Annotated in this window: 22 protein-coding genes and 1 pseudogene; 15 read left to right on the top strand and 8 right to left on the bottom strand. The window is 71.3% G+C overall.

Going from position 1 to position 26,526, the window contains the following annotated elements; translation table 11 throughout:
- Positions 1-641: 641 nt before the first annotated feature.
- Together EES43_RS14760 and EES43_RS14755 are read left to right on the top strand one after the other, a co-directional pair.
- Positions 642-2,015: a PP2C family protein-serine/threonine phosphatase gene (locus EES43_RS14760; RefSeq protein ID WP_124269166.1), complete on the top strand. Its 1,374-nt coding sequence runs from the start codon at positions 642-644 to the stop codon at positions 2,013-2,015.
- A gap of 181 nt (positions 2,016-2,196) precedes the next feature.
- Entirely contained in the window at positions 2,197-3,696 is a 1,500-nt protein-coding gene (locus EES43_RS14755; RefSeq protein WP_124269165.1) for an aminopeptidase P family protein, read from the top strand.
- 68 nt (positions 3,697-3,764) lie between these two features.
- Here the strand turns inward: EES43_RS14755 and EES43_RS14750 are convergent, their stop codons facing one another.
- On the bottom strand, positions 3,765-4,298 hold the full coding sequence (locus EES43_RS14750) for an ATP-binding protein (RefSeq protein WP_124269164.1): 534 nt from the start codon (positions 4,296-4,298) through the stop codon (positions 3,765-3,767).
- 283 nt (positions 4,299-4,581) lie between these two features.
- Between EES43_RS14750 and EES43_RS14745 the strand changes: the two genes are divergently transcribed.
- The 6 genes from EES43_RS14745 (at position 4,582) to efeB (ending at position 10,903) form a co-directional block, all read left to right on the top strand.
- Positions 4,582-5,421 carry a hypothetical protein gene (locus EES43_RS14745; protein WP_124269163.1) on the top strand — a complete coding sequence of 280 codons (840 nt, stop codon included), beginning with the start codon at positions 4,582-4,584 and terminating at the stop codon, positions 5,419-5,421.
- Between the two features lie 115 nt (positions 5,422-5,536).
- Positions 5,537-6,301, top strand: a complete 765-nt coding sequence (locus tag EES43_RS14740) for a YcnI family copper-binding membrane protein (protein WP_124269162.1) — start codon at positions 5,537-5,539, stop codon at positions 6,299-6,301.
- Positions 6,302-6,347: 46 nt separating this feature from the next.
- Entirely contained in the window at positions 6,348-7,007 is a 660-nt protein-coding gene (locus tag EES43_RS14735; protein WP_124269161.1) for an SCO family protein, read from the top strand.
- The gene (locus tag EES43_RS14730; protein WP_124269160.1) at positions 7,004-7,450 is read left to right on the top strand and encodes a copper chaperone PCu(A)C; all 447 of its coding nucleotides are present in this window, start codon (positions 7,004-7,006) and stop codon (positions 7,448-7,450) included. Before EES43_RS14735 ends, EES43_RS14730 begins: the two co-directional genes overlap by 4 nt.
- A 13-nt stretch (positions 7,451-7,463) precedes the next feature.
- Positions 7,464-9,521, top strand: coding sequence for a copper resistance CopC/CopD family protein (locus tag EES43_RS14725; RefSeq protein WP_124269159.1), 2,058 nt, complete (start codon positions 7,464-7,466; stop codon positions 9,519-9,521).
- A gap of 5 nt (positions 9,522-9,526) precedes the next feature.
- A complete protein-coding gene (gene efeB, locus EES43_RS14720; RefSeq protein WP_124269158.1) occupies positions 9,527-10,903 on the top strand; it encodes an iron uptake transporter deferrochelatase/peroxidase subunit in 1,377 nt (458 codons plus the stop codon).
- 88 nt (positions 10,904-10,991) lie between these two features.
- Here efeB and EES43_RS14715 read toward each other — a convergent pair whose 3' ends face one another.
- Entirely contained in the window at positions 10,992-11,441 is a 450-nt protein-coding gene (locus EES43_RS14715; RefSeq protein WP_124269157.1) for a hypothetical protein, read from the bottom strand.
- A 676-nt stretch (positions 11,442-12,117) separates the two neighbouring features.
- On the opposite strand from EES43_RS14715, the gene pheA reads away from it, so the two are divergent.
- The 3 genes from pheA (at position 12,118) to EES43_RS14700 (ending at position 15,846) form a co-directional block, all read left to right on the top strand.
- On the top strand, positions 12,118-13,053 hold the full coding sequence (gene pheA / locus EES43_RS14710) for a prephenate dehydratase (RefSeq protein ID WP_124269156.1): 936 nt from the start codon (positions 12,118-12,120) through the stop codon (positions 13,051-13,053).
- A gap of 688 nt (positions 13,054-13,741) precedes the next feature.
- Positions 13,742-15,019, top strand: coding sequence for a serine--tRNA ligase (gene serS, locus EES43_RS14705; protein ID WP_124269155.1), 1,278 nt, complete (start codon positions 13,742-13,744; stop codon positions 15,017-15,019).
- Positions 15,016-15,846, top strand: a complete 831-nt coding sequence (locus EES43_RS14700) for an HAD family hydrolase (protein WP_124269154.1) — start codon at positions 15,016-15,018, stop codon at positions 15,844-15,846. Before serS ends, EES43_RS14700 begins: the two co-directional genes overlap by 4 nt.
- Positions 15,847-15,988: 142 nt before the next feature.
- Here the strand turns inward: EES43_RS14700 and EES43_RS14695 are convergent, their stop codons facing one another.
- From EES43_RS14695 to EES43_RS14675, 5 genes and pseudogenes are all read right to left on the bottom strand, one after another.
- The gene (locus EES43_RS14695; protein WP_124269153.1) at positions 15,989-16,681 is read right to left on the bottom strand and encodes a hypothetical protein; all 693 of its coding nucleotides are present in this window, start codon (positions 16,679-16,681) and stop codon (positions 15,989-15,991) included.
- 382 nt (positions 16,682-17,063) lie between these two features.
- Positions 17,064-17,781 (bottom strand): annotated as a pseudogene (locus EES43_RS14690) (ABC transporter permease).
- Between the two features lie 30 nt (positions 17,782-17,811).
- Positions 17,812-18,723, bottom strand: coding sequence for an ABC transporter ATP-binding protein (locus tag EES43_RS14685; protein WP_124269152.1), 912 nt, complete (start codon positions 18,721-18,723; stop codon positions 17,812-17,814).
- Positions 18,720-19,628 carry an ABC transporter permease gene (locus tag EES43_RS14680; protein WP_124269151.1) on the bottom strand — a complete coding sequence of 303 codons (909 nt, stop codon included), beginning with the start codon at positions 19,626-19,628 and terminating at the stop codon, positions 18,720-18,722. Before EES43_RS14680 ends, EES43_RS14685 begins: the two co-directional genes overlap by 4 nt.
- Positions 19,618-20,607 (bottom strand): ABC transporter ATP-binding protein, encoded by a 990-nt coding sequence (locus tag EES43_RS14675; protein WP_124271980.1) that lies wholly within the window; start codon positions 20,605-20,607, stop codon positions 19,618-19,620. The genes EES43_RS14680 and EES43_RS14675 overlap by 11 nt, the downstream gene beginning before the upstream one ends.
- Before the next feature lie 481 nt (positions 20,608-21,088).
- On the opposite strand from EES43_RS14675, the gene EES43_RS14670 reads away from it, so the two are divergent.
- On the top strand, positions 21,089-22,879 hold the full coding sequence (locus EES43_RS14670; RefSeq protein WP_124269150.1) for an SDR family oxidoreductase: 1,791 nt from the start codon (positions 21,089-21,091) through the stop codon (positions 22,877-22,879).
- A complete protein-coding gene (locus tag EES43_RS14665) occupies positions 22,876-23,835 on the top strand; it encodes a MerR family transcriptional regulator (RefSeq protein ID WP_124269149.1) in 960 nt (319 codons plus the stop codon). The genes EES43_RS14670 and EES43_RS14665 overlap by 4 nt, the downstream gene beginning before the upstream one ends.
- Positions 23,836-24,008: 173 nt before the next feature.
- On the opposite strand, the gene EES43_RS14660 is transcribed toward EES43_RS14665, so the two are convergent.
- Positions 24,009-24,911, bottom strand: coding sequence for an LLM class flavin-dependent oxidoreductase (locus EES43_RS14660; RefSeq protein WP_124269148.1), 903 nt, complete (start codon positions 24,909-24,911; stop codon positions 24,009-24,011).
- Between the two features lie 99 nt (positions 24,912-25,010).
- On the opposite strand from EES43_RS14660, the gene EES43_RS14655 reads away from it, so the two are divergent.
- Entirely contained in the window at positions 25,011-25,163 is a 153-nt protein-coding gene (locus EES43_RS14655; protein WP_206430052.1) for a hypothetical protein, read from the top strand.
- Between the two features lie 53 nt (positions 25,164-25,216).
- The gene (locus tag EES43_RS14650; protein WP_124269147.1) at positions 25,217-26,422 is read left to right on the top strand and encodes a hypothetical protein; all 1,206 of its coding nucleotides are present in this window, start codon (positions 25,217-25,219) and stop codon (positions 26,420-26,422) included.
- The last annotated feature ends 104 nt before the right edge of the window (positions 26,423-26,526 follow it).

The following is a 26,526-nucleotide window of genomic DNA, read 5'->3' as shown; positions in this document are numbered from 1 at the left end:
AGTTCTGCGGTACGGGCGAGCCTTCGGTACCGAGCGTGAGCCGTGCCGAGCCGAGTGGAACCGGTCCGAGTGGAACCGATCTGAGGTGAAGCCGATCTGGGGTGGAGCCGAGCGGAGTCGACCGGGCGGAGCCGTGCCGAACCGAACGGGTCGAGCTGAACGGGGTCGAACTGACCGAGCTGGTGCGAACCGCGTCGTGCCGGAGCCGGTCACCGGGGCGGGGCTGGTGTACGCCCGCGACCGCCGTCCCTGGTGCGCATCCGGTCGCTCGGGCCGGGCTCGCAGCCGTCACGGGTTAGGACGTACGGGCGTGCCGCCGGGTTCCTGGGCGATCACAACTGCCCCCGCGCGTCATCGATTACGTACCCAGCATGCCCGGAATGACGCTCCCCTGGGATTCACCCCCGGGGGCACCGGCTTGTGGAACGGTGCCAGTCGATCGTCATCGGCTCCCTCGGAGTGCATTTTTCGGCCAAGTTAACCCGGGTCGAGGCAGCGGGAATCCACCGAACCCCACGAGGACAATGCTGGACATATGGTGACGTGTACGTGTACATGTGGATGCATTGATAGTGGCGCAGAATCACATGGGGGTTTGCGATGCTATTCGACGAATCACACCGGTCGGAAAGCTGGCTGCCATGAGCGCCCCACACCTGCCGAAAGTGGCTGGAATCGATCCCACCGTTCCGGTTTCGACGCACACTGCCACCCCTCTGCACCAGGTCCCGGCGGCGCCCGGCGCCTTCATCCAGGACCGGCTCGCGGGCTGGGTCTCGGACCTCACGACCCTGCACGAACTCACCGAACGGCTCGCCGGCACCAGCACCCTCGACGCCGCCCTGGACGAGCTGCTGAGCGCCGGAGCCGCGCTCGTCGGCGCCCGCCGCGGCCTCCTCCTCCTGGAACCGGCGGACGGACGCGACGGCCCGTCCACCACCGTCGGCCTCGGACTCGCCCGCGCCGAGCTGGGCCACATCGAGACCGTGCCGCGCGGCGCCACCTCCTACGGACGCATCCTCGACGGGCTGCCGACCGCCGGGGACGGCGTCACCAGCCCCGACCTGTTCGGCGACGAGGACCTGGACCCGCGCCACCGCGAGGTCGCCGCCCGGCTCGGCTACGCCGCCAGCTACGCCCTGCCGCTCGCCTCGGAGGCGGTCGGACGGCTCGGCGCCGCCGTCTGGTTCTACGACGAGCCGGCGGAGCCCTCGGAGAAGCAGCGCCACCTCGTCGGGCTGTACGCCCGGTACGCCACCGAGCACCTGGCGCGCCTGACCGAGCTGGAGCGGGCCCGCGCGGACGTCGCGACCGTCGCCGAGGAACTGCTCCCCAGCCGCCTCCCCCGCATCCCCGGCGTGCGCCTGGCCGCGCGTCACCGGACCGGGCCCGGCGGAGGCGGCGACTGGTACGACGCGCTTCCGCTGCCCGACCAGGCGCTCGGCCTCGCCGTCGGTTCCGTGGGCGGGTCCGGGCCCAGCGCGATGGCCGCGATGGGCCGGCTGCGCGCCAGCCTGCGGGCGTACGCCGTCATGGAGGGCGAGGACCCCGTCGCCGTACTCTCCGATCTGGAGCTGCTGCTGCGGCTGACCGAACCCGCGCGGACCGCCACCGCGCTCTTCGCCTACTGCGAACCCGCCCTGCGCAAGGTCGTCCTGGCCAGTGCCGGGCACACCCCGCCGCTGGTGATCGGCGACCGGCGGGCCGAGTTCGTCGAGACCACGCTCTCCGCCCCGCTCGGCATGCTCGCGTGCTGGGAAGCCCCGAGCGTGGAGTTCAGCCCCGCACCCGGGGAGACCGTGATCCTCTACACCGACGGCCTGCTGCGCCGCACGGGCGACCCGATGGATCGCGCCTTCGCCCGGCTCCACGCTGCCGCCGCGGCCGTGCCCCGGGCCGCGCGCGAGGACCCGGCGGCCGTCGCCGACCACGTGCTGCGCACGGTGCTGCCGGACGGCCTCGACCGGCCCGGCTCCAGCGAGGACGTCGTGATCCTCGCCGCGCACTTCGGCTGAGGCCCGGGCCCAGGGCCGGCACCGGGGCCAGGGCTACGCCCAGGACGACCGGCGGCGAGCGGGCGGGCCGGGTCACCGGGCCCGGCGCGTCGTACGCGTAAGTGGTCCTTCACCCCTGGACCCCCTTACGCACGCCCGTACGATGAGGGTGGTCCAGTGTCGTATCAAGGAGAGACAAATCGTGTCTGAGGAGCTCACCCCGGAGAACCCGGAGCCGGAGACCGAAGGAACCGAAGGAACCGAAGGAACCGAAGAGGCAGAGCCGGTCAAGCAGCGGAAGAACGGCCTGTACCCGGGCGTCTCCGACGAGCTCGCCGAGAACATGAAGTCGGGCTGGGCCGACACCGAGCTGCACGAGCTCGAACCCATCGCCCAGGCCGAGCACACCGCCGCCCGGCGCGCCGCTCTCTCCGCGCGCTTCCCCGGCGAGCGCCTGGTCATCCCCGCGGGCAACCTGAAGACCCGCTCCAACGACACCGAGTACGCCTTCCGCCCGTCCACCGAGTACGCCTACCTCACCGGCGACCGGACGCAGGACGGCGTGCTCGTCCTGGAGCCGACGGGCGACAGCGGCCACGAGGCGACGCTGTACCTGCTGCCCCGATCCAACCGCGAGAACGGCGAGTTCTGGCTCGACGGCCAGGGCGAGCTGTGGGTCGGCCGCCGCCACTCCCTCACCGAGGCCGAGCAGGTGCTGGGCCTCCCCGCCAAGGACGTGCGCGAGGTGGCCGCCGCGCTCGCCGAGGCCACCGGCCCGGTCCGCGTCGTCCGCGGCCACGACGCCGGCATCGAGTCCGCCCTGACCGACAAGGTCACCGCCGAGCGCGACGAGGAGCTGCGCGTCCACCTCTCCGAGGCGCGCCTGGTGAAGGACGCCTTCGAGATCGCCGAGCTCCAGAAGGCGTGCGACGCCACCGCGCGCGGCTTCGAGGACGTCGTGAAGAGCCTCGACAAGGCCGAGGCGACCAGCGAGCGCTTCATCGAGGGCACGTTCTTCCTGCGCGCGCGCATCGAGGGCAACGACATCGGCTACGGCTCGATCTGCGCCGCCGGACCGCACGCCACCACCCTGCACTGGGTCCGCAACGACGGCGCGGTCCGCGCCGGCGAACTGCTGCTCCTGGACGCCGGCGTGGAGACCGACGACCTCTACACGGCCGACGTGACGCGCACCCTGCCCATCAGCGGCACGTTCACGCCGCTCCAGCGCAAGATCTACGACGCGGTGTACGAGGCCCAGGAGGCGGGCATCGCGGCGGTCAAGCCGGGCGCCGGCTTCCGCGACTTCCACGACGCCGCGCAGCGCGTGCTCGCCGAGAAGCTCGTCGACTGGGACCTGCTCGGCGACCTGTCCGTGGAGAAGGTCCTGGAACTGGGCCTCCAGCGTCGCTGGACGCTGCACGGCACCGGTCACATGCTCGGCATGGACGTCCACGACTGCGCCGCGGCGCGCACCGAGTCGTACGTCGACGGAGTGCTGGAGCCGGGCGTCTGCCTGACCGTGGAGCCGGGGCTGTACTTCCAGGCCGACGACCTGACCGTGCCCGAAGAGTACCGAGGCATCGGCGTCCGGATCGAGGACGACATCCTCGTCACCGAGGACGGCAACCGGAACCTGTCCGACACGCTGCCCCGCCGCTCCGACGAGGTCGAGGCGTGGATGGCGCGGCTGAAGGGCTGACCGCCGCCCTCTCCCTCCGTACGACCGCCGGCCGTCTCCGGACTACCGCCGGCCGGGAGGCGCGCCGCTCACGACACCATGAGCAGCGCGCCCTCCCGCCATTTCAGGACCTTGTCGAAGCTCACCACCGCGCCCCGGCCCGGCCGGTTGCCGAACTGGACGTGGTCGGACAGCTGCGCGATGAGATCCAGGCCCCGGCCGCTCTCGGCCGTGCAGGACAGCGCCGGCTGCTGCGCCGGTGACGCGGACCGCGCGCGTCGTTCGGAGGGAGCGGCGGAGCGAAGCACGCGCCGGGCGGGGAAGCCCGGCCCCGAGTCGGCCACCTCGATACGGCACTTCTCGCCGTCCAGATAGGCCGTGACCCGGTACTGCCCGGAGTCCGCCGGGGGCTTCTCGCACCCGGAGCCCCCCTGCTCCGCGAGCCCAGTCCGCTCGCCGCCGTGCTCGACGGCGTTCGCACAGGCTTCGCTGAGCGCGACCGAGAGGTCGAAGGAGACGTCCGGATCCACCCCCGCGGTCTCCATGGTCCCGAGCAGGAAACGACGGGCGAGCGGAACGCTCGCAGCTTCGCGCCGCAAATGGAGTGACCACCAGATGCTCATGCTCCAGCCTCCTGGCTGCGGCTCGACGTACCGATACGTATTGCCGCCCGGGCTGGTTCGTAAGCACGGATCGGCACGCGGAGCGCTCGTTCGGCGGATGCGGATATTCCGCGGACCGGTGTATGGCCGGCCCGGGTGGAGCGCCGTCCGGTTCCGCCGGGCGGCGCGCCCACCGTCCGTACATCCCCCGCGAACAGGCGCAACAAGCGCGTGAGGGGACGGAAGCTGATCTTTGGGACCTGCCGTGGGGTCTGCGGAGGCTCAGTGCGATGATGTCCCGGCCATGTCCACGCCTGTCGCACGTGCCGGAGCCGGTCTGCGGCTCATGAGGGCCGCGGTGTTCGCCGCGGCCTGCGTCGCGCTGTCCGCGGGCGGACACGCGTTCGCCGCCGGCGCGCCCGTTCCCGCGTGGACCCTGCTCGCCGGGTTCCTCGGCGTCCTGGCCGTCGCCACGGCCCTCGCCGGCCGGGAGCGTTCCCTGGTGTCGATCGCCGGAGCGCTGGCCGGCGGACAGGTCGCCCTGCACGTCCTCTTCGCCTCCGGCGGCCATGGCGCGGCACCCGCCGCCGCGGCCCCCGACGGAGGCGACGGCACGCTCATCCGCTTCGCCGCCGGGCTCGTGTGCGGGGCCGGGTCGCAGCAGTTGAACGCCTCGGACGCCCATCGCATCGTCACCACGGCGGGCATCGACCCCTCGACGCTGTCGGCGGGCCCCGGGCCTCTCGCTACGGCGGGCGCCCCGGGCGCGGACGGCGCATTCGGCGCCACGGAGGCGTACGGCGCGGTGTCCGCGCTGCTGCCGAGCCTGCCGATGTTCCTGGCGCACCTGCTGGCCGCGATCGTCGCGGGATGGCTGCTGCGCCGGGGCGAGATCGCCCTCTTCCTGCTCGCCCGGCTCTCGACGCACAGCGCCCAGGCGCTGGCGTCCGGGGCCCGGCTGCGCTCCCTGGGGGCCGCGCTCGTCCTGGCCCGCGTCCTGCTGGCCGGTTCGGGCGAACCGCTCACGACCGGGCCGCGCGTGCGGCGGCCGGCCGGCGACGTCCCGCCGCCCGCCACCGGCGACCCTCTGCAGCACCTGGTCATCAGGCGCGGGCCTCCGGCCCCGTACGCCCTCGCAGCCTGACACGACGCCCCGGCCCCCGCCGGACTCTCCACGGAACCCGGACGAGGTGTCGTGATGCCGTCGCGCACCCGCGCGGCGGACCACCGTGTTCGTTTCCTGTGGAGTGATCCCTGCCATGAAGCTTTCCCGTGTCGCCCTCGCGGGCGGCGTCGCCGCGTCCACCGTCCTGCTGCTCGCCGGCCCGGCCGCCGCGCACGTGGGCGTCCAGCCGGTGGGCGAGGCCGCCAAGGGCGGTTACGCCACCCTCAACTTCAAGGTCCCCAACGAGCGGGACGACGCCTCGACGGTCAAGGTCGAGGTGAACTTCCCCGCCGAACACCCGCTGTCGTCCGTCAGCCCGGAGGCGGTGCCCGGCTGGAAGATCGCCATCACCAAGAGCAAGCTCGACAAGCCGCTCGACGTCCACGGCAAGAAGGTCACCGAGGCCGTCTCCAAGATCACGTGGACCTCCGACGGCGGTGAGATCGCCCCCGGTTACTTCCAGCAGTTCCCGCTCTCCGTCGGCCAGCTGCCCGAGAACACCGACCAGCTCGTCTTCAAGGCCCTCCAGACGTACGACGACAAGGAAGTCGTCCGCTGGATCGAGGAGCCCACCGCCGGCGCCGACGAGCCCGACAGCCCGGCCCCGGTCCTCAAGCTGACCGCCGCCTCCGAGGACCACCACGGCGGCGGCGCGGCCGACGACGCCAAGGAGTCGGGCGACCACAGCGCCGCCGGCGACCACAAGGCCGCCGGAGACGCGTCGTCCGAGCGGACCACCGCCGCGTCGTCCTCGTCCAGCGACGGCACCGCCCGCACGCTGGGCGTCATCGGCATCGTCGTCGGCATCGCCGGCGTGGCGTTCGGCGTGCTCGCCGGCCGTCGCCGCACCTCGGCCTGACCCGCCTGCCGCTTCCACCACCCGCACCACACTCAGGACACCCTTCATGCGCAACAGAAAAGCAGTGACGGCCGTCGCGTTCGCCGCCGTGGCGGCGCTGGCCCTCTCGGCCTGCGGAAGCGGCGACGACCCGGCGGCGGGCAAGCCCGTCGCCGACGTCAGCGCCGAGCCGAAGACCCAGGCCGCGACCGTCCTCGACCAGCCGTTCACCAAGCCGGACCTCGTCCTCACCGACACCGACGGCAAGAAGTACGACTTCCGCGAGAAGACCAAGGGCAAGCCGACGCTCATCTACTTCGGCTACACCAACTGCCCGGACGTCTGTCCGCTGACCATGAGCAACATCGCCCTCGCCAAGCGGGAGCTGCCCAAGGCCGACCAGGACGACCTCCAGGTCGTCTTCGTGACCACCGACCCCGAGCGCGACACGCCGTCCTCGCTCGGCAAGTGGCTCACCGCCCAGGACCCCGCCTTCACCGGGCTCACCGGCGACTTCCCGACCATCCAGGCGGGAGCCCGGCAGCTCGGCATCGGCATCGACCCGGCGAAGAAGGAGAAGGACGGGACCGTCGTCTCGATGCACGGCGCCCAGGTCATCGCCTTCTCGCCGAAGACGGACGACGGTTACGTGCTCTACGGCGAGGACACCACGGCCGAGGAGTACGCCAAGGACCTCCCGAAGCTGCTGCGGGGAGAGAAGCCGTGAACCGCCGCACGACCCTCGCCGCCGCCCTCGCCCTCACCGCGGGGCTGACGCTCGCGGGCTGCTCCGCGGACGGCCGGCCCGAGCTCAAGGTCGTCGGCGCGTTCATGCCGCAGCCCGTGAACGACATGGCCGCCGGGTTCCTGGTCGTCCAGAACAGCGGGGACGCCGCCGACCGGCTCACCTCGGTGACCAGTCCGATCTCCGACGACGTCACGATCCACGAGAGCAAGGATCAGAAGATGCGGGAGGTCTCGTCCTTCGAGGTCCCGGCGAACGGCCGGCTCGATCTCGAACGCGGTGGCAGCCACATCATGTTCATGAAGCTCAAGCAGAAGCCCAAGCAGGGCGAGAAGGTCTCCGTCGAGCTGCGCTTCGAGAAGGCGGACCCGATCACGGTCGACCTTCCCGTGAAGGAGACCACCCACAACCCGAAGAAGCCGTGAGGGACCGACCGTCATGACCGCCACCGCCCCGCCCTGCGGGACGCCCTCGACACGGCGGCCGTTCGCCGCCGCCGCGCTCGTCGTCGCCCTGACCGGCCTGGTGTTCGGGCTGCTCCTGGCCGGCGCGGGCCCGGCGTCCGCGCACGCCGCCCTCACCGGGAGCGACCCGCAGGACGGGGTGGTGGTCGCCACGGCCCCCAAGGAGGTCACCCTCAGCTTCTCCGAGGGGATCGCCGTCGGCGACGACTCGATCCGCGTCCTCGACCCGCGCGGCGAGCGCGCCGACACCGGCGCCGCGCCGCGCGACCTGACCGAGGGCTCGACCGTCCGGTACGGCGTGTCCCTCCACTCCGGCCTGCCGGACGGCACCTACACGGTGGCCTGGCAGGCGGTGTCCACCGACAGCCACCCGATCTCCGGCGCGTTCACGTTCTCCGTCGGCGCACCGTCCGCGACGACGGTGGCCCTGCCGTCCGAGGAGGCCGGCGGCGGCCCGGTCGGCGTCGTCTACGGCATCGCGCGGTACGCCGCGTACGCCGGGTTCGTCCTGCTGGCGGGCGGCAGCGCGTTCGTGCTCGCCTGCTGGCAGCGCGGCGCGGGCGCCCGGCCAATGCAGCGGCTGGTGGTCCGCGGCTGGATCACCCTGACGGCGGCGACCCTGGTCATGCTGCTGCTGCGCAATCCGTACACCGGCAGCGGCCGGTTCGCCGACGCCTTCGACCTCGACGGGCTCCAGGCCGTCCTCGACACCAAGCCGGGCGCGGCGCTCGTCGCCCGGCTGCTGCTGCTCGGCGCCGCCGCGCTGTTCATCGCCGTGCTCTTCGGCATGTACGCGCGGCGCGACGACGAGCGCGAGAAGAAGGACCTGACGTTCGGACTGGCGGTCGGCGGCGGTGTGGTCGCGGCCGGGATCGCCGCCACCTGGGCCATGTCGGAGCACGCCTCCGCCGGCATCCAGGCGGGCCTGGCCATGCCGGTGGACGTCCTGCACCTGCTGGCCGTCGCCGCCTGGCTCGGCGGGCTGGCCTCGCTCCTGGTCGCGCTGTACCGGACGCCGGACATCGGGAGCGCGGCCGTACGCCGTTTCTCACGGGTCGCGTTCGGCAGCGTCCTGGTGCTCGCGGCGACCGGGATCTACCAGTCCTGGCGGCAGGTCGGTTCCTGGTCGGCCCTGACCGGAACCCGGTACGGGCAGCTGCTGATCCTCAAGATCGTGCTGATCGCGGTCCTGCTCGGGATCGCGTGGTTCTCGCGGCGCTGGACGGGCCGGCTGACGGATCCGGCGGTGTCCTCCACACCTGAGGACGCCGCTGCGGAGAGCACTGCCGTCAAGGACCCCGCCGGGAACGGCACCGCCGTCAAGAGCCTCGCCCGGGACGGCACCGCCGTCAAGAGCCTCGCCGCGGCCGACGCCTCTGCCGGGCGCTCCGACTCGCCGGACGCGGTGGCGGACGCCACGGCGAGCGGTTCGCCCTCGGCGCGCGATGACGTGGATCCCGAGCGCGCCGCCCAACTGGCCCGCCAGCAGGCCGTCCTGACCGCGACGCGGAAGAAGCGCGTCCGGGACGCGGACGCCGAGCGTTTCGGCCTGCGCCGTTCGGTGCTGGCGGAGGCCGCCGTCGCCGTCGTGCTGCTCGCCGTGACCACGCTGCTGACGTCGACGGAACCGGGACGTACGGAGGAGGAGGCCGCGGGCGGCTCCACCGCGGCGACCGCGCCCGCCGCCGGCGGTCCCGTCAACCTGAGCATGCCCTTCGACACCGGCGGCCGGAACGGCAAGGGCACCGTCCGTATCGACATCGACCCCGGCCGGACCGGCTCCAACGACGTCCACGTGTGGATCGACGGCAGCGACGGCGACCCGATGGACGTCCCCGAGCTGAAGCTGGCCCTGACCCTGGAGTCCCAACAGATCGGCCCGCTGCCGGTCGTCCCCGACCGGCTGGCCGAGGGGCACTGGTCCGCGAGCGGTGTCCAGATCCCGATGGCGGGGGAGTGGAAGCTCGACGTGACGGTGCGTACGTCGGACATCGACCAGGTCACCGTCGACAAGAACGTACAGATCGGCTGAGCACGTTGAGCAAGATCAGGAAACACCCGCCGGCCGCCTCGGGAACCCCGACCGGAACCCCATCGGGAACCCCGCCCGGGGCCGGCTCCAGAACCCCGTCCGGGGCCGGCTCCGAGGACGGCCGGAACCGGAGTGCCGAGGTCTCACGTCGGCGGCTGCTGGGCGGCGCGGGCGCGGCCGGTGCGGCCGGGCTGGTGCTGGGGGCCGCGGGCGGCGCGGCCGGGTACGCGGCGACCCGCCCCGAGGCTCCCGCCGCTCTGACCTCGCTCGGTGCGACCGAGGCGATGTTTCACGGGAAACATCAACCGGGGATCACCACTCCGCTTCAGGCCCGCGGCCATCTCGTCGCCTTCGACCTGGTGGCGGGCGCGGGTCGCAAGGAAGCGGCGGCCCTGCTGCGGCGCTGGTCGGCCGTGGCCGAGGAGCTGATGGCGGGCCGTCCGGCGGTGGGCGGCTCTGACGGTCCGGGGCACGACACCGGCATCGCGCTCGACGCGGGCCCCTCCTCCCTCACCCTCACCTTCGGCTTCGGCCGCACCTTCTTCGCCCGCACCGGGTTGACCGGCCGCCTGCCGGCGGCTCTCGACCCGCTGCCCGCCTTCTCCTCCGACCAGCTCGACGCCCGGCGGTCCGAGGGCGACCTGTGGGTGCAGATCGGCGCCGACGACGCGCTGGTCGCCTTCCACGCCCTGCGGGCCGTCCAGCGGGAGAGCGCGGGAGCCGCACGGGTGCGGTGGCAGATGAACGGCTTCAACCGCACCCCGGGCGCCACCGCCCGACCGATGACCGCCCGCAACCTGATGGGCCAGATCGACGGCACCGGCAACCCGAAGCCCGCCGACGACGACTTCGACCGCCGGGTCTTCGTCCCCGCCTCCCCCGGCACACCGCAGGAATGGATGGAGGGCGGCTCGTACGTCGTCGTACGCCGGATCAGGATGCTGCTGGACGACTGGGAGAAGCTTCCGGTGGAACGCCAGGAGCGGGTCATAGGGCGGCGGAAGGCCGACGGAGCGCCGCTGAGCGGCGGCGGCGAGACCACCGCGATGGACCTCGACAAGGCGGGCCCGGACGGCCGGCTCGTGATCCCCGACAACGCCCACTCCCGTATCTCCTCCCCCGAGAAGAACGGCGGGGCGGCGATGCTGCGACGCCCGTTCTCGTACCACGACGGGATCGCGGAGGACGGGACGCCGGACGCCGGCCTGCTCTTCGTCTGCTGGCAGGCGGACCCGTTCCGGGGCTTCGTGCCGGTGCAGCGGAAGCTCGACCGGGGCGACGCGCTGTCGCCGTTCATCCGGCACGAGGCGAGCGGCCTGTTCGCGGTGCCGGGCGGGGCGGCGGAAGGCGAGTACGTGGGACAGCGGCTGCTGGAGTCCTGAGCGGAGTCCCGCCCTCGGCGTTCGAAGCGCGGCCCCGGACGCCTTGAGCGGGGTCCGGGGCCGCACCTCGGTCGACGTCGGAACCGTCTCAGCGCTTGGCGGTGCTGGCGACGCGCCCTTCGGTGTGGGCGGTGCCCTGGGGTACGGCGACGGTGCCGGCGTGGTCCGTCTCGGTGGGCCTGGCGAGGCCAGCCTTGTGGCCCTTGGCGGGGGAAGTGCCCCTGGGTTCGGCGACAGTGGTGCAGGTGCGGTTCGTCTCGGCGGGCTTGGCGTGGCCCGCCTTGTGACCCTTGGTAGGAGGGGTGCCCTTGGGTACGGCGACAGTGCGGGCGCGGTCCGTCTTCGTGAGCTTGGCCGGATCGGCCCGGTGACCTTTGGTGTGGGCGGTGCCCTTGGGCACGGCGATGGTGCAGGCACGGTCCGTCTTGGCAGGGGTGGTGTGGCTGTTGGTCGGGCCGGCGGAGGAGGCGGAGGAGGTGCCGGCGCCGATGCCGACGATCAGCAGGGCCGCTCCGATGGATATTGCGGTGCGCTTCATGATTTCCTATCGATCAGCATCGAATGTGGATCACGAGTTGAGGGCAACTCGCTGAGAGCAGCCTTTCCGATGCCGATGTGGAATGCCTGAGATTTTCCTGAAGGGTTGATGACAGAAAGCGAATGCTCATTTCTCCCGAGCGTTGCAACTCGCCCTCATTCCGCGGCCTCACCGTTTCGGAGAGGAGCGGAACGCCACCAGGGTCGCGGAGCAGCGGCGGCGGGCCCACCAGCCCTGGGCCCTCGCAGCCGTCAGGCTGCGGCTCCTGGACGGGAAACCCGTTCCCGCGATAGCGGCGGGAAGACCCGGGCCCGGGCCCGGTGCCAGCCGAACCTTTGCCGTTGATTTCACCGGAACGCTGGAGGAGGGAAAATTCCGGCTTCACGGGAAATCCGCGGCAAGGAATCATCCAGTCGCTCAAGACGAACCCGAACCCGGCACGAATTCCTTTCCGTCCGATCTCAGCCGGCGTCACCTCCTGCTGCGGGGTTCGACGAGGAGCATCGGCTGCCCCGGTCGGATCGGCAGCCCCGGTCGGATCGGCAGCCCCGGTCGGAGGGTCCGGTCCACCAGGGCTGCCCGGTGCCGCCGCCCGCACTCAGCGGCAAGCGTCCCGTCGTCCGTACCGCAGCAGCGTCGGCGCTTCCCCCGCCGTGCGGCGCAATAGGGTGAGCGCATGTCCGCCACGCGCTACGCCTATCTCGGCCCCGAAGGCACCTTCACCGAGGTCGCCCTCCGCACGCTCCCGGAAGCGGCCACCCGAGAGCTCGTCCCGATGGTCTCCGTACCGGCCGCCCTGGACGCCGTACGCAACGGAGAGGCGGCGGCGGCGCTCGTACCGATCGAGAACTCCGTCGAGGGCGGCATCTCGGCGACGCTCGACGAGCTGACCAGCGGCGACCCGCTGATGATCTACCGCGAGGTGCTGCTCTCCATCACGTTCGCGCTGCTCGTACGGCCCGGCACGAAGCTCTCGGACATCAAGACCGTGACCGCTCACCCGGCCGCCCAGCCGCAGGTCCGCAACTGGATGGCGGCCCATCTCCCGCAGGCCGTGTGGGAGTCGGCGGCGTCCAACGCGGACGGCGCCCGACTCGTCCAGGAAGGGCGGTACGACGCCGCCTTCGCCGGGGAGTTCGCCGCGGCCACCTACGGGCTGGAACCGCTCGTGACGGAGATCCACGACGCGGAGAACGCGCAGACCCGCTTCGTCCTGGTGGGCCGGCCTGCTCGGCCCTCCTCGCCGACCGGGGCGGACAAGACGTCCGTCGTGATCTGGCTGGGCGACGACCATCCCGGGGCGCTGCTGGAACTGCTCCAGGAGTTCGCGGTGCGCGGCGTCAACCTGATGCTGATCCAGTCGCGCCCGACCGGTGAGGGCATCGGCAACTACTGCTTCGCCGTGGACGCGGAGGGGCATATCGCGGACCGACGGGTCGGGGAAGCGCTCATGGGGCTGAAGCGGATCTGCCCGAAGGTGCGCTTCCTCGGCTCGTACCCGCGGGCGGGCGTGTCCCCGGACGAGGTCCGTCCGCTGCGCGCCGGCACGTCCGACGCCGCCTTCACCGACGCCTCCGACTGGCTGGCGCGCAGCCAGGACGGCCGTATCTGACGGCGACCGGGGGCTGCCGTCTCCGACGGCGGCCTACGGTGGCCGTGGCCGTAGCCGGGCCGTAGCCGTTCCGTGCGCTGCGCGCCGCCCTGTCGCCCTGTCGCCCTGCCGTCCTACCTACAGATAGTCATCTGCCCGCAGAGTTATCCACAGGGAGGCGTCTCGACCTGGGGACAAGTCGACACACCAATGCGACATGGTCGACAAATCAACCCAGTGACCCCAGAGCCGTCCACAGTGGCGCGAGGGGAGCGAGCACTCCCGTGTCACCTCAATTCCCTTGATCAACTCCCTGGAGCGGGGAATTGCCACCCGAATGAGCGTGCGACGGGGGGTTTGGGTGGGAGTTCGGGCGGGGAATCCCGAGCCTTCCGCGCACCTCCGGAGCATTCCGTTCCGGCATCCACAGATCTTCTTCACAGCCTGTGGATAACCATTCGCCCATCGAGGCGCCCTGTGGACAACGACTCCGCCCGCATGGCCAACTCCCCTGCCGCTCAAGGGCGATGCGTCAAGCAGGGCCGCACCTTCTGCCCTGTTCAGGGGAGTTAACCACCGTTATTGACGCCATCCGACTCCGCACCCCCCGATTCCCCATCAGGAATATCAATTCCGGCATTACGGTCAAAATGACACGCGCGGCAATATCGGTTCGAGTGCGTGAACCGCGCGACGGTAGCCTGGAGGGGTGATTGACCTTCGCCTGCTCCGTGAGGACCCCGACCGTGTTCGCGCCTCCCAGCGCGCCCGTGGAGAGGACGTCGCGCTCGTCGACGCCCTGCTCTCCGCCGACGAGCTGCGCAGGTCGTCCGGCGTCCGCTTCGACGAACTCCGCTCCGAGCAGAAGTCGCTCGGCAAGCTGATCCCCAAGGCCACCCCCGAGGAGCGTGCCGAGCTCCTCGCGAAGGCCGATCAGCTCAAGGCCGAGGTCCGCGCAGCCGACGCCGCCCAGGACGAGGCGGACGCGGAGGCCAAGCGCCTGCTGCTCCAGCTCGGCAACATCGTCCACGCGGACGTGCCGGTCGGCGGCGAGGAGGACTTCGTCGTCCTGGAGACGCATGGGAGCATCCGCGACTTCGGGGCCGAGGGCTTCGAGCCCAAGGACCATCTGGAGCTCGGCGAGGCGCTCGGCGCCATCGACATGGAGCGCGGAGCCAAGGTCTCCGGCTCGCGCTTCTACTACCTGACCGGGGTCGGCGCGCTCCTGGAGCTCGCCCTCGTCAACGCGGCGATCGCGCAGGCCACCGAGGCCGGCTTCGTCCCGATGCTGACCCCCGCGCTGGTCCGCCCGCGCGCCATGGAGGGCACCGGCTTCCTCGGCCAGGCCGCGGAGAACGTGTACCACCTGGAGAAGGACGACTACTACCTGGTCGGCACCTCCGAGGTACCGCTCGCCGCGTACCACATGGACGAGATCATCGACGCCGACAAGCTCCCCCTGCGGTACGCCGGCTTCTCGCCGTGCTTCCGCCGCGAGGCCGGCACGTACGGCAAGGACACCCGCGGCATCTTCCGCGTCCACCAGTTCGACAAGGTCGAGATGTTCTCGTACGTCGACCCGGCGGACGCCGAGGCCGAGCACCGGCGGCTCCTGGAGTGGGAGAAGCAGTGGCTCACCGGCCTCGAACTGCCCTTCCAGGTCATCGACGTCGCCACCGGCGACCTCGGAGCCTCCGCCTCGCGCAAGTTCGACTGCGAGGCGTGGATCCCGACCCAGGGCAAGTACCGCGAGCTGACCTCCGCGTCGAACTGCGACGGCTTCCAGGCGCGCCGCCTCTCCGTCCGGATGCGCGAGGGCAAGAAGGTCCAGCCGCTCGCCACGCTGAACGGCACCCTGTGCGCCGTGCCGCGCACGATCGTGGCGCTCCTGGAGAACCACCAGCAGCCCGACGGTTCGGTCCGGGTGCCCGAGGTGCTCCGCCCGTACCTGGGCGGGCGCGAGGTCCTGGAGCCGGTCTCCAAGTGAGCTTCCCCTACAAGCTCGTCGCGACCGATCTCGACGGCACGCTGCTGCGCGGCGACGACACGGTCTCCGAGCGCACGCGCGCGGCACTGGCCGCCGCCACCGCGGCCGGCGCCGCGCACATCATCGTCACCGGACGCGCGGTGCCCTGGACGCGGCACATCCTGGACGACCTCGGTTACGAAGGGCTCGCGGTCTGCGGCCAGGGCGCGCAGGTCTACCACGCCGGCGAGCACAAGCTGCTGACCTCGCTGACCCTGGACCGGCAGCTCGCCGGGCTCGCCCTGTCCAAGATCGAGGCGGAGGTCGGCCCGCTGTGGCTGGCGGCCAGCCGCGACGGGCTGGACGGGGACGTGCTGGTGGGCGCCGGATACCGGGTGCACGAGGGCGGTCTCCCGTACGTCTTCGTGGACGACCCGGCGGAGATGTGGACCGCCCCGCTGAACAAGGTCTACATACAGCACCCCGAGCTGGACGACGACGCCCTGGCCCTGGCCGCGCGCGCGGCCGTCGGCAACCTGGTGGACGTCGTCATGGCCGGCGCCGGAGTGGTGGAGATCCTTCCGTTGGGGCTGAGCAAGGCGACCGGCCTCTCGCTGGCCGCCCGCCGGCTCGGTGTGAAGGCCGCCGACACCATCGCCTTCGGCGACATGCCGAACGACATCCCGATGTTCGGCTGGGCACGGCACGGGGTGGCCATGGCCAACGCCCACGACGACCTCAAGGCCGTGGCCCAGGAGGTCACGGCGTCCAACGAGGACGACGGCATCGCGCTGGTGCTGGAGGAACTGCTGCGCTCCGGGACCGAAGCGGCGACCGCGCTCCACTGACGCGTACGCGCGTACGCACCACGACGGGGCCGCCCGCCGACGTCCTCGTGACGGCGGCGGGCGGCCCCTTCTTCATGGGCCCCTTCTTGGGCTCCGTCCGGAGCTCATGGCCTCCGGACGGACTCCACGTGACCCGGACCGATCAGCGGCGTCCACCGCGCCGGAGGTCCCTCAGCTGACGGGCGAAACAGTCCAGGCGCCCGTCCAGCCGCGCGACGTCCTGCGACACGTCCGTCAGCCGGAGACTCATCGCACCGATGACCTGATGGGTCCTCTCCACCTTCCGGTCAAGGCTGTCGAGCCGTTCCGACATCCGCACGAGCACCGGCCCGAGCTCCTGGAGCGCGGCTCCGACTCCGGCGAGGCAGCTCTCGATCCGGGTCACCCGCTGATCGAGCGAACCGTACTGCGCCCGCAGGGAGTCCTCGGCGTCGAGGAGGTACGTACGGACGCATCGGGCGATGTCGCTGTCGCGAAGAAGCATGGCGACGTTGAGCACGGTGCGACGGGTGTAGAGACGGAGTTGCGTCGCCGCCTGTGGATAACTTTCCACCCCCTCACGCGCCCATAGCGACATCATGTCGCTATGGAAGGAGCGCAGCTCAGAGCCGCGCAGGACGCGCATCCCGTTCTCGGTGAACTCCTCCTGATGGCGATCGGTAAGCCTTCTGACCGAGGCTGTGGATACTTCGAAGTAACGAGCCACATCCTCTGTGCGAACGTGAATTCCGTCCGGGAGCATGACAAGGCTCTTCACCTTGTCGAGAATGTCGACGCGCCCCATCCGCTCGACGCGCAGCGCGCGCGATTCGAGCAGGGCGACTTCCGTGGGCATGGGCATGCCTTTCGTGCGCGGGAACGACGAGGGACGGCCCACACCCCGGGCTTCAGGGGTGGAGGACGCTCACGGTTGCCACTCACTCGATGACCGGTCCGGTGGGCATGGCCTCACCCGGTGCCGGCACTCCCCGATTTCACGAACGCTACGACGCCACGGAATCCAGTTGCCTCCACGCGCCGTGTCCAACGACCCGATAAGCGTACGGTCACGCGTACATCAGTCCGGCGTCAGTCCGGCGTCAGTCCGGTCGTCCAACGCCCTGGGTGGCCCGGGAAGCCCGGGTAGCCCAGGTAGGAGGACGACCCCCGCCCTTCCGGGTCGGGGGTCGTCGTGACGTACGCGGATCAGTCCGGGCCCGGGGCGCCGCCGGGCGGCCTCACTCCTCGCCGGCCAGCTTCAGCGCGCGCAGCTTCTGGCCCGCGTACCAGGTCGCGACGACCGTGACGGCGGCCAGCAGGACCGTCGCCAGGGGCAGGCCGACGTCCGAGGTGACGGCGCTTCCGCCGGCGACCTTCTCGGCGACGGCCAGGGACCACTGCTGGACGCTGAGCGTCCGCGCGCCCGGCACCAGGCTGCCGAACAGCGCCTCCCAGACCAGCGCGTACACCAGGCCGAGGACCACCGCGTGGCGGCTGACCGTGCCCAGGAGCAGGAACAGCGCGCTGTAGGCGATCGAGGCCACCAGCGCCGCGATCGTGTAGGCGACGGCGATCTGCTGGCCGTTGCCGTTGAGGATCAGCCCGGCGAGCAGGGTCGGCACGGCGGAGAAGACCATGGTCACCGCGATGGCCACGATCAGCTTCGTGCAGATGATGGTGGGCCGCTTCACCGGCTTGGCCAGCAGGTAGACGATCGAGCCGTCGTCGATCTCCGGTCCGATGGCCCCGGTGCCCGCGATGACGCCGATCAGCGGCACCATCGTGGCGAGGGCGAAGCCGCCGAGGACGTCCGAGGCGACCTGGTCATCGGCTCCGGCGAAGATGCGGACCGCCGCCGCGATGACGAGCAGCAGCGCGGGCAGGACGAACAGGATGGCGGCCCGGCGCCGGCCGAGCAGGGCCCGGTAGGAGCCGGGCGACTGTGGGGTCGTACATGACGGTGCACAGCTCCTTTCAGGCCACTACTCAGGCCGCTACGAGGTAGGAAAAGACCGATTCGAGGGACTCGTCGGACGGGGAGACGGTCAGCAGGCGGATGCCCTGGGCCCGCGCCACCCGCGGCAGCAGTTCGGTGAAACGCCCGAAGTCCACGGCCTGGATGCGCAGGGCCTTCTCCGTCACGTCGACCTCGATGCCCGCCGTCGACGGGTCGGCGATCAGCGCGGCGGCGAGGGCCCGGTCGTCGCTGGAGCGGACGAGGTAGCGGTGCGGCCGGTCGGTCATCAGGCGGCGGATCCGGCGGAAGTCGCCTGACGCGGCGTGCCGTCCCGCCACGATCACCTCGATGTGCGAGGCGAGTTGTTCGACCTCTTCGAGGATGTGGGAGGAGAACAGGACCGTGCGGCCCTCGGCTCCCATCCGCCGCAGCAGGTCCATCAGCTGCATGCGCTGACGCGGGTCCATGCCGTTGAACGGTTCGTCCAGCAGCAGCACCGACGGTTCGTGGACCAGCGCGGAGGCCATCTTCACGCGCTGGCGCATGCCCTTGCTGTACGTGGAGATCTTGCGGTCCTGCGCGTACTCCATCTGGACCGTGGCCAGGGCCTTGGCCGCCTCGGTCGCGCCGAGGCCCTGGAGTTCGGCGTTGGCGACGACGAACTCCCTGCCGGTGAGGAAGTCGTACATCCCCTCCCGCTCCGGCACGATGCCGATCTCGCGGTAGACCGCCTCGTTGCGCCAGATCGTCCGGCCGTCGAGCGTGACCTTCCCCGTCGAGGGGGCGAGGAATCCGCCCATCATGTTGATGAGGGTGGACTTTCCGGCGCCGTTCGGGCCGAGCAGGCCGGTCACGCCCGGCCCGACGGTCATGCTGACGTCGTTGACGGCGACCACGTTGCCGAACCAGCGCGAGGTGTGGTCGATCTCGATGGTGGTCACAGCCCGACCTTCCGGTAGCGGCGCATCAGGACGGCGTACGAGCCGGCGACGAGCGCGAGGACAACGAGCAGGTAGACCACGCCCGTACCGGCGCCCGGCCCCTCTTCGCCGGGGAAGGCGGAGGTCGCGCCGAGGAACGCGGTCTGGATGCCGTCGATCAGCGTGATCGGCGAGAAGAGGCCGAGCCACTGCACCGCCCCGAGGGAGTCGGTGGTCCAGGCGATGGCCTGGATCGTCGAGACGGCTCCGTAGGAGATGGTCAGCAGGGCGATCACGGCGGCGACGCCGAAGCCGCGGCGCGGGGTCAGGGCGGCCATCACCAGGCCGAGACCGGCGAACAGTACGGACAGCAGCGCCACCGACACCAGCCCCTGGCCGAACCACACGGTCTGATCGGCGAAGTCGTATTTCGCGAGCAGTGCGCCCACGTAGAGGATGAGGAGCGGCGTCCCGGTGAGGATGAAGAGCGCCGACGCCGTGGCGGCGAACTTGGCGACGACGTAGTCGGCGCGTTCGATCGGCCGCGAGAAGTACAGCGGGACGCTCTTGAACCGGAGGTCCCGGGAGACCGCCTGCGGTGCCTGCGCGGCGATGAAGAGGCCGATGACCGCCTGCATGAAGATCGCGTACGAGGTGTACTCGATCACGAGCTTCGTCGAGTTCGGAGTGGCCATCGAGACGGCCACCAGGATCGCCGCGACCAGGACCATCACGCCGGACAGCAGCATGGGCAGGACCTTGGACTTGGCGGAGCGGCCGAACCCGAAGGAGCCGCGCAGGGTCTGCGAGTAGAGCGAGCGGCGGGCGTAGGCCCGGCCCAGCCGCCGGCCGTCGTAGGAGCGGTAGCCGATGTTGTGGATCCGGGAGGCGTCGCGCCCGGCCGCGGTCCCGGTCTCAGTGCTCATCGCGACCGCTCCCCTTCTGCTGTACGGCCCCGGCGACGGCGGCCTGGGCCGGGACGGCGGCGTGCCGTTCCCCGCCCTGCTCGGTACGGAAGACCTCGGCGATGTGGTGGCGGCGCTGCTCCATGCGGACGAGGCCGAGGCCGAGGCCGGCGACGCTGTCGCGGACCAGGTCGTACGTCTCCTCGCCGACGGCCTCGACGAGCAGGATGTGGCCCGCGCCCGGCAGCCCCTCGGTGTCGAGTCCGTCGTGTCCGACGAGGGTGACGCCCGCCTCGGTGAGGACGCGGCGCAGGGCGTCGGTGCCGTCGGGGTGGGTGTCGCTGTCGGTCACCTCGACGGCCAGCGTCGTCGTGATCTGCGTGAAGTCGCTGGTGGAGCTGGAGCGCAGGAGGCTGCCGCCGTCGATGACGACGACGTGGTCGCAGGTGCGCTCCAGCTCGCCCAGGAGGTGCGAGGTCACCAGTACGGAGATGCCGAAGTCGGTGTGGATGCGGCGGATCAGGCCGAGCATCTCGTCGCGGCCCACCGGGTCGAGGCCGTTGGTCGGCTCGTCCAGGAGGACCAGTCGGGGGTCGTGGACCAGGGCCTGGGCCAGCTTCACCCGCTGCTTCATCCCGGTCGAGTAGCCGCCGATGGGGCGGTAGCGCTCTTCGTAGAGGCCGACGTGGCGCAGGGTGTCGGCGGTGCGCTCGCGGGCGGCGGCCGGCGGCAGCCCGGACATTCGAGCCATGTGCACGACAAATTCGGTCGCGGAGACGTCAGGGGGGAGGCAGTCGTGCTCGGGCATGTAACCCACCCGTTCCCGGATGGCGGCGCCGCTGGTCGCGACGTCGAGCCCGAGCACTGCGGCCCGGCCTTCGGTGGCGGGGGAAAGACCCAGGAGGATCTTGATCAGTGTGGACTTGCCGGCGCCGTTGGAGCCCACCAGACCGGTCACACCCGGTCCAATGTCCAACGAGAGCCGGTCAAGCGCGGTCACCCGGGGGAACCGCTTGCTCAGGGCTTCGGTCGCGATCACAGTCACGAGGACGACGTTAGCGGCGCGCGCCGCGGAGGTCGTCACCCCTGACGGCTGGATCGGTGTCCGCCTCCAGACGTACGTCCCCGTAGGGGAAGCCCGCGAAGGAGGGGCCCGGGACTCGTGGGGCCGCGGCGGGAAGGGGAGTGGTCCACAAGCCGGTTGCCCGCACGTCGGTTGCCCGCAAGCTGGTTGTCGGCGAGCCGGTTCGGCGAGTTGGTTGTCGGCGAGCCGGTTGTCCACAGGCTGTTGTCCACAGGCGACGCACACCTCTTGACGCAGTCGTCGGACATTGTCACATTCATCGGTGTCAGGTTACGGGCACGTAGCGCACACGTCAGGGAACGGACGGTGGCATGGCTTCGGCGGCACAGGAGCGAAACACCCCGGAACCGCGGGGGTTCGGAGAAGTACGGCGCTGGGCCGAGGAGGGGGTGGCGGCGTGAGTCTGCGGGGAGCGCGCGAGCGCCGGATACGGACGGGCGGCATCGAGTTGTGCGTCGCCGAGCTGGGGGACGCCGGGCGGCCGACCGTGGTGCTGGTCCACGGCTATCCGGACAGCAAGGAGGTCTGGTCGGACGTTGCCCCGCTCCTGGCCGAGCGGTGGCACGTCGTGCTCTACGACGTACGGGGGCACGGCAGGTCGACGGCGCCGAAGCCGCTGCGCGGCGGGTTCACGCTGGAGAAGCTGACCGACGACTTCGCCGCGGTGATCGACGCCGTCAGCCCGGACCGGCCCGTGCACGTGGTCGGACACGACTGGGGCTCCGTGCAGTCCTGGGAGTTCGTCACGGTCGGCCGGACCGAGGGGCGGATCGCCTCGTTCACCTCGATCTCGGGGCCGTCGCTGGACCACTTCGGGCACTGGATCAAGCAGCGGACGACCCGGCCCACTCCGCGCCGCGTCGGCCAACTGCTCGGCCAGGGAGCCAAGTCCTGGTACGTGTACCTGCTCCATACGCCGGTCCTCCCGGAGCTCGCCTGGCGCGGGCCGCTCGGCAAGCGGTGGCCCCGCATCCTGGAGCGGCTGGAGAAGGTGCCCGCGGGCGACTACCCGACGGCCTCGCTCCCCGACGACGCGGCGCACGGCGCCTGGCTCTACCGCGACAACGTGCGGGCCCGGCTGGCCAGGCCGCGGCCCGACGCCTACGCGCACGCACCGGTCCAGCTCATCACCCCGACCGGCGACTCCTTCCTCTCTGAGCGGCTCTACGACGGTCTGGAGCAGTGGACGCCGCGGCTGGTGCGCCGGTCGCTCCCCGCCAAGCACTGGGTGCCGCGCACCCGGCCGGACCAACTGGCCGCTTGGATCGGCGAGTTCGCCGCCGCCAACGAGCAGGACGGGCAGGACGGGCGGGTCGGGCAGGAGCACCGGTCGGTGCGGCGGACGCCGGTCCAGGGGGCCTACGCGGAGCGGTTCGCGGGTCAGTTGGTCCTCGTGACGGGAGCGGCCTCCGGCATAGGGCGGGCCACCGCGTTGGCCTTCGCCGAGGCGGGCGCCCGGGTGGTGGCCGTCGACCGGGACGCGGACGGGGCTTCGCGCACGGCCGAGAGGGCCCGGCTGGTCGGCGCTCCGGCGGCCTGGGCCGAGACCGTCGACGTGAGCGACGAGGCGGCCATGGAGAAGCTCGGCGAGAAGGTCGCCGCCGAGTACGGCGTCGTCGACGTCCTCGTCAACAACGCGGGCATCGGACTGTCCGGGCCCTTCCTGGACACGACGAGCGAGGAGTGGCGGAAGGTTCTCGACGTCAATCTGTGGGGCGTCATCCACGGGTGCCGGATCTTCGGCCGGCAGATGGCCGACCGCGGACAGGGCGGCCACATCGTCAACACCGCCTCCGCGGCGGCCTTCCAGCCGTCCCGGGCGCTTCCGGCGTACTGCACGTCGAAGGCGGCGGTGCTGATGCTGAGCGAGAGCCTGCGGGCCGAGCTGGCCGAGCGGTCGATCGGGGTGAGCGCGATCTGCCCCGGCATCGTCAACACCGGCATCACCGCCGTCACCCGCTTCGCCGGGGCCGACGCGGCGGAGGAGGAGCGGCTGCGGAAGCGGACCACCCGGCTCTACGGCCGGCGCGGCTATCCGCCGGAGAAGGTCGCCGACGCCGTCCTGCGAGCGGTCCTGGAGAACCGCGCCGTGGTGCCGGTGACCCCGGAGGCACGGGTCGCACGGCTGCTGTCCCGGCTCAGCCCCGGGGTGCTGCGCGGCATCGCCCGGCTGAAGCCGCCGCTGTGAGCGGGGCCCCGGCGGCGAAGGACCGGACCGGAGCCGAGTACCGGATCGAGGACCTGGCCCACGCCAGCGGGGCCACGGTGCGCACCATCCGCGCCTACCAGGACCGGGGCCTCCTCCCGACGCCCGAACGGCGCGGCCGGTCCAACGTGTACCGGGAGACGCATCTGGCCCGGCTGCGCCAGATAGCGGACCTGCTGGAACGCGGCTACACCCTGGCCAGCATCAAGGAGTTGCTGGAGGCGTGGGACGCGGGGCGGGGGCTGGGCGGGGTGCTCGGACTGGTCGCCGAGGTGCACGGGCCCTGGACCGACGAGGAGGCCGACCGGATCTCCCGGCAGGAGCTGGAGGGTCTGTTCGGCGGCGCGCAGGGCGACGAGGCGATAGCCGAGGCGGTGGAGCTGGGGGTTCTGGAGCGCGTCCCGGGCCGGGACGAGGAATTCCTGGTGCCGAGCCCGCAAGAGCTGGCGGTGGCAGCCGAGTTGCATGCGGCCGGCATTCCGCTGCCCGCCATCTCCTCCCATCTGCGGGAACTTCGCGGACAGGTGGAGCACATCGCCTCCCGCTTCCTGGAGTTCACCACCGAGCACGTCTTCGCCCGGTACCTCGGCCACCGCCCGCCCACGGACTCCGACGCGTCCGAGGCGGCGGCGATGGTCCGCCGGCTGCGCCCGCTCGCCCAGCAGTCCGTCGACGCCGAACTGGCCCGCGCGATGCGGACGTTCGCCACCCGCCATCTTCACCACCACCTCGGCGTACGGCGGTCCGCCATCGAGGGAGGCGGCAGCCGCCCCGTGCTCCTGCCCGCCCGGACAACTCAGGCCGTCCAGGCTCTCGTCGGACCCGAGCAGGTGGCCGCCTTCGTCACCGCGGCAACCGAACGCGAGCTCCAGGCCCGCGCCTTGGACACCCTCGCGTCATCACAGAGAGAAAGGGGCATAGTTGACGAACTGGACTAAACAGCACGTCCGTTGTCCACAGAGCGGCCATTTAGCCTGTGGATAAACCGAGTTGGCTGTGGATCAAACCTGGAGGCCGCCATCGGCGGAAAGGATCTCAGGCGATCCGCCGACCGCGGACCGCACCGGCACGCGGTCGCCGCCGGCCGTGCGACGGCGGCACTCCGGCAGTGTCAGGCCGGGTGGGCCAGTTGGGCCTGCGCCTCGGTGGCGATGCGCTCGAAGACCTTCGGGTCGACGTCGAAGTCGGAGTCCGGGATCGGCGCGTGGACGACGATCTCGGTGAACCCGATCTCCGCGTGGCGGCCCGCGAAGTCGACGAAGGCGTCCACCGACTCCAGCGGCGCGGTCCGGTCCGGCGTGAAGCCGGTGAGCAGGATCCGGCCCGGTTCGGACGCGTCCCGGCCGATCTCCTCGCAGGCCGCGGCGAACCGCTCGTTCTGGCCGCGCAGGGCCGCCACCGACTGCTCCGGGGTGCCCGCCTCGTACAGCTTCGGGTCGCCCGTGGTGACCCACGCCTGCCCGTACCGCGCCGCCAGCCGCAGACCGCGCGGGCCCGTCGCGGCGACCGCGAACGGCAGCCGGGGGCGCTGCACGCAGCCGGGGAGGTTCCGGGCCTCGACCGCCGAGTAGTGGGTACCGCGCTGGGTCACCGCACCCTCGGTGAGCAGGCGGTCCAGCAGCGGTACGAACTCGCCGAACCGGTCGGCGCGCTCGCGCGGAGTCCACGCCTCCTGGCCCAGGGCCGTGGCGTCGAAGCCGTTGCCGCCGGCGCCGATGCCGAGCGTGATCCGGCCACCGGAGATGTCGTCCAGGGAGATCAGCTCCTTGGCCAGCGTCACGGGGTGCCGGAAGTTCGGCGACGTGACGAGGGTGCCCAGGCGCAGGCGCTCGGTGGCCGTGGCGGCGGCGGTGAGCGTGGGCAGCGCGCCGAACCACGGCCGTTCCCGGAAGGTCCGCCAAGTGAGATGGTCGTACGTGTACGCAGCATGGAATCCGAGGTCTTCGGCCCGCTGCCAGATCTTCTGTCCTTCGGCCCACCGGTGGATGGGGAGGATCACCGTGCTCAGACGCATGAGTCCGACGATACGCGGGGTTCCCGCTCCCCGGATATGCCGACGGAGCAGATTCAGGAGGCCACCGCCGAGTCGCGAGGGGGCCGTTACCCTGGCGTCATGGGCAGGGCCGAGCCGGAGGCCATGATCGGAGAGGCGACTGTCCACTCCTGCAACGAGGACAAGCAGCGGACCGGTTTGTTCACCATGCTTGAGGAGCGACGCGACCTGCCCTTCACCACCGCGGTTCTCGGCCGCCACTGGGTCGGCTGAGGCCGGACGCCTCTCCACTCCACGCGGAACCGGCTCGTACGAAAGGGTTGAACGTGGCTGAGGGCGTACAGAGCGCGCATCAGGGTGCCGCTGAACCGTCACTGACCGATCTCATCGAGCACAGTGCCGAGTTGAAAGGGAGACTGGTCTCCTTCGCCCGGAGCGCCCGCTTCGACCGGTGGCTGACGCCACTTCTGCTGGAGGCCGCTGGGCCCGCGCGGCAGTTGGACGAGGGCGAGGCGATCCGGATCACCGACCACTTCGTCCTGCGGTACCGGTTGCCGGACGGTTCGACCGTGGTGGACCTGTTCGTCGCCGGGCGGAAGGACCTGACCGCGGCCGACCGGGAGATGCTGCTCGGCTGGCGTGACCCGGTCGAGGGCATCTTCGAGGTTCAGCGTAAGGAAGGGGATGCCGTCGTCCTGCTGAACCTTGTCGACGATCTGGAGTACTGCACGTACTCGAATGTCGGTCGGGCGGCGTTCCGCGGAGTGTCCAAGGGAGGATTTCTCCACACCTGCCTGGTACCCGTCCACTCTGCCGACGGGGCCTGGCTGGTGTCCGGGCTGATGTCGTACTACCCCAGGTCCTGTGCCGGCGACGTCGCACGTGCCGCTCTCCACCTGGCCACCAGCCGACCCGAGCTGGTCTTTCGCAACCCGCGGAAGACCGAGCAGGGGTGGCAGCGGATGCGGGAGGACCGGGCCGCGTTCGTCGACTTCTGCGGCGGCGACGAGTTGATCCTTCCGCCTGCCGAAGCTGAGGACCTCCTCCATGCCTACTACCGCCACCGTCAGGAAGCCGCCGTGGCCGCACAGCCCGGCCGTGCCCGACGCGGGCGGCTCTCGGGCCCCGACCTGCCGTTCTTCGAGCTGCCGCGGGAGCTGGCGGACTCGGACACCATCGGCGTCATCTACGACGAGGTCGACGGGCTGAACTTCTACGCGGACTACGGGATGCTACGGGACCTCTTCGCGGACCCCGCCCTCGCAGGCCGCAGGCGGCACCAGGATCTGCTGCGCACCTACCTGCGCGAGGAGTCGATCGCGCCACTGCCGATCTTCCGTCTGGCCGCCGCTCACCCGGAGACCGCTGACGAGGTGTTCCGGAGACTCCTGCGGAAACCCGGCTTCACCTGGAGCGAACACGGTGAGGCGCTGCTGCGCCGACGCAAGCCCTGGTACTACGAGAACGAGACCCGTCCGGGCGTCTCCGTCATCGGCGACCGCCTCAGCAGGCTCGCCGCCGGCCGTCGGTAGTCGCCGAAGAGCGCCGGCGAGGTTGATGGGTCACCTGCCACTTCTCCCAAGGCCACGCCCCGCTTCGACAACCGTTGGCATATGCCTGAGGAATCGCCCGCAGA

Origin of the sequence: Streptomyces sp. ADI96-02 (assembly GCF_003846185.1) — a bacterium.
Classification (GTDB): domain Bacteria; phylum Actinomycetota; class Actinomycetes; order Streptomycetales; family Streptomycetaceae; genus Streptomyces.
This window is presented reverse-complemented; position numbering and strand designations above follow the sequence as displayed.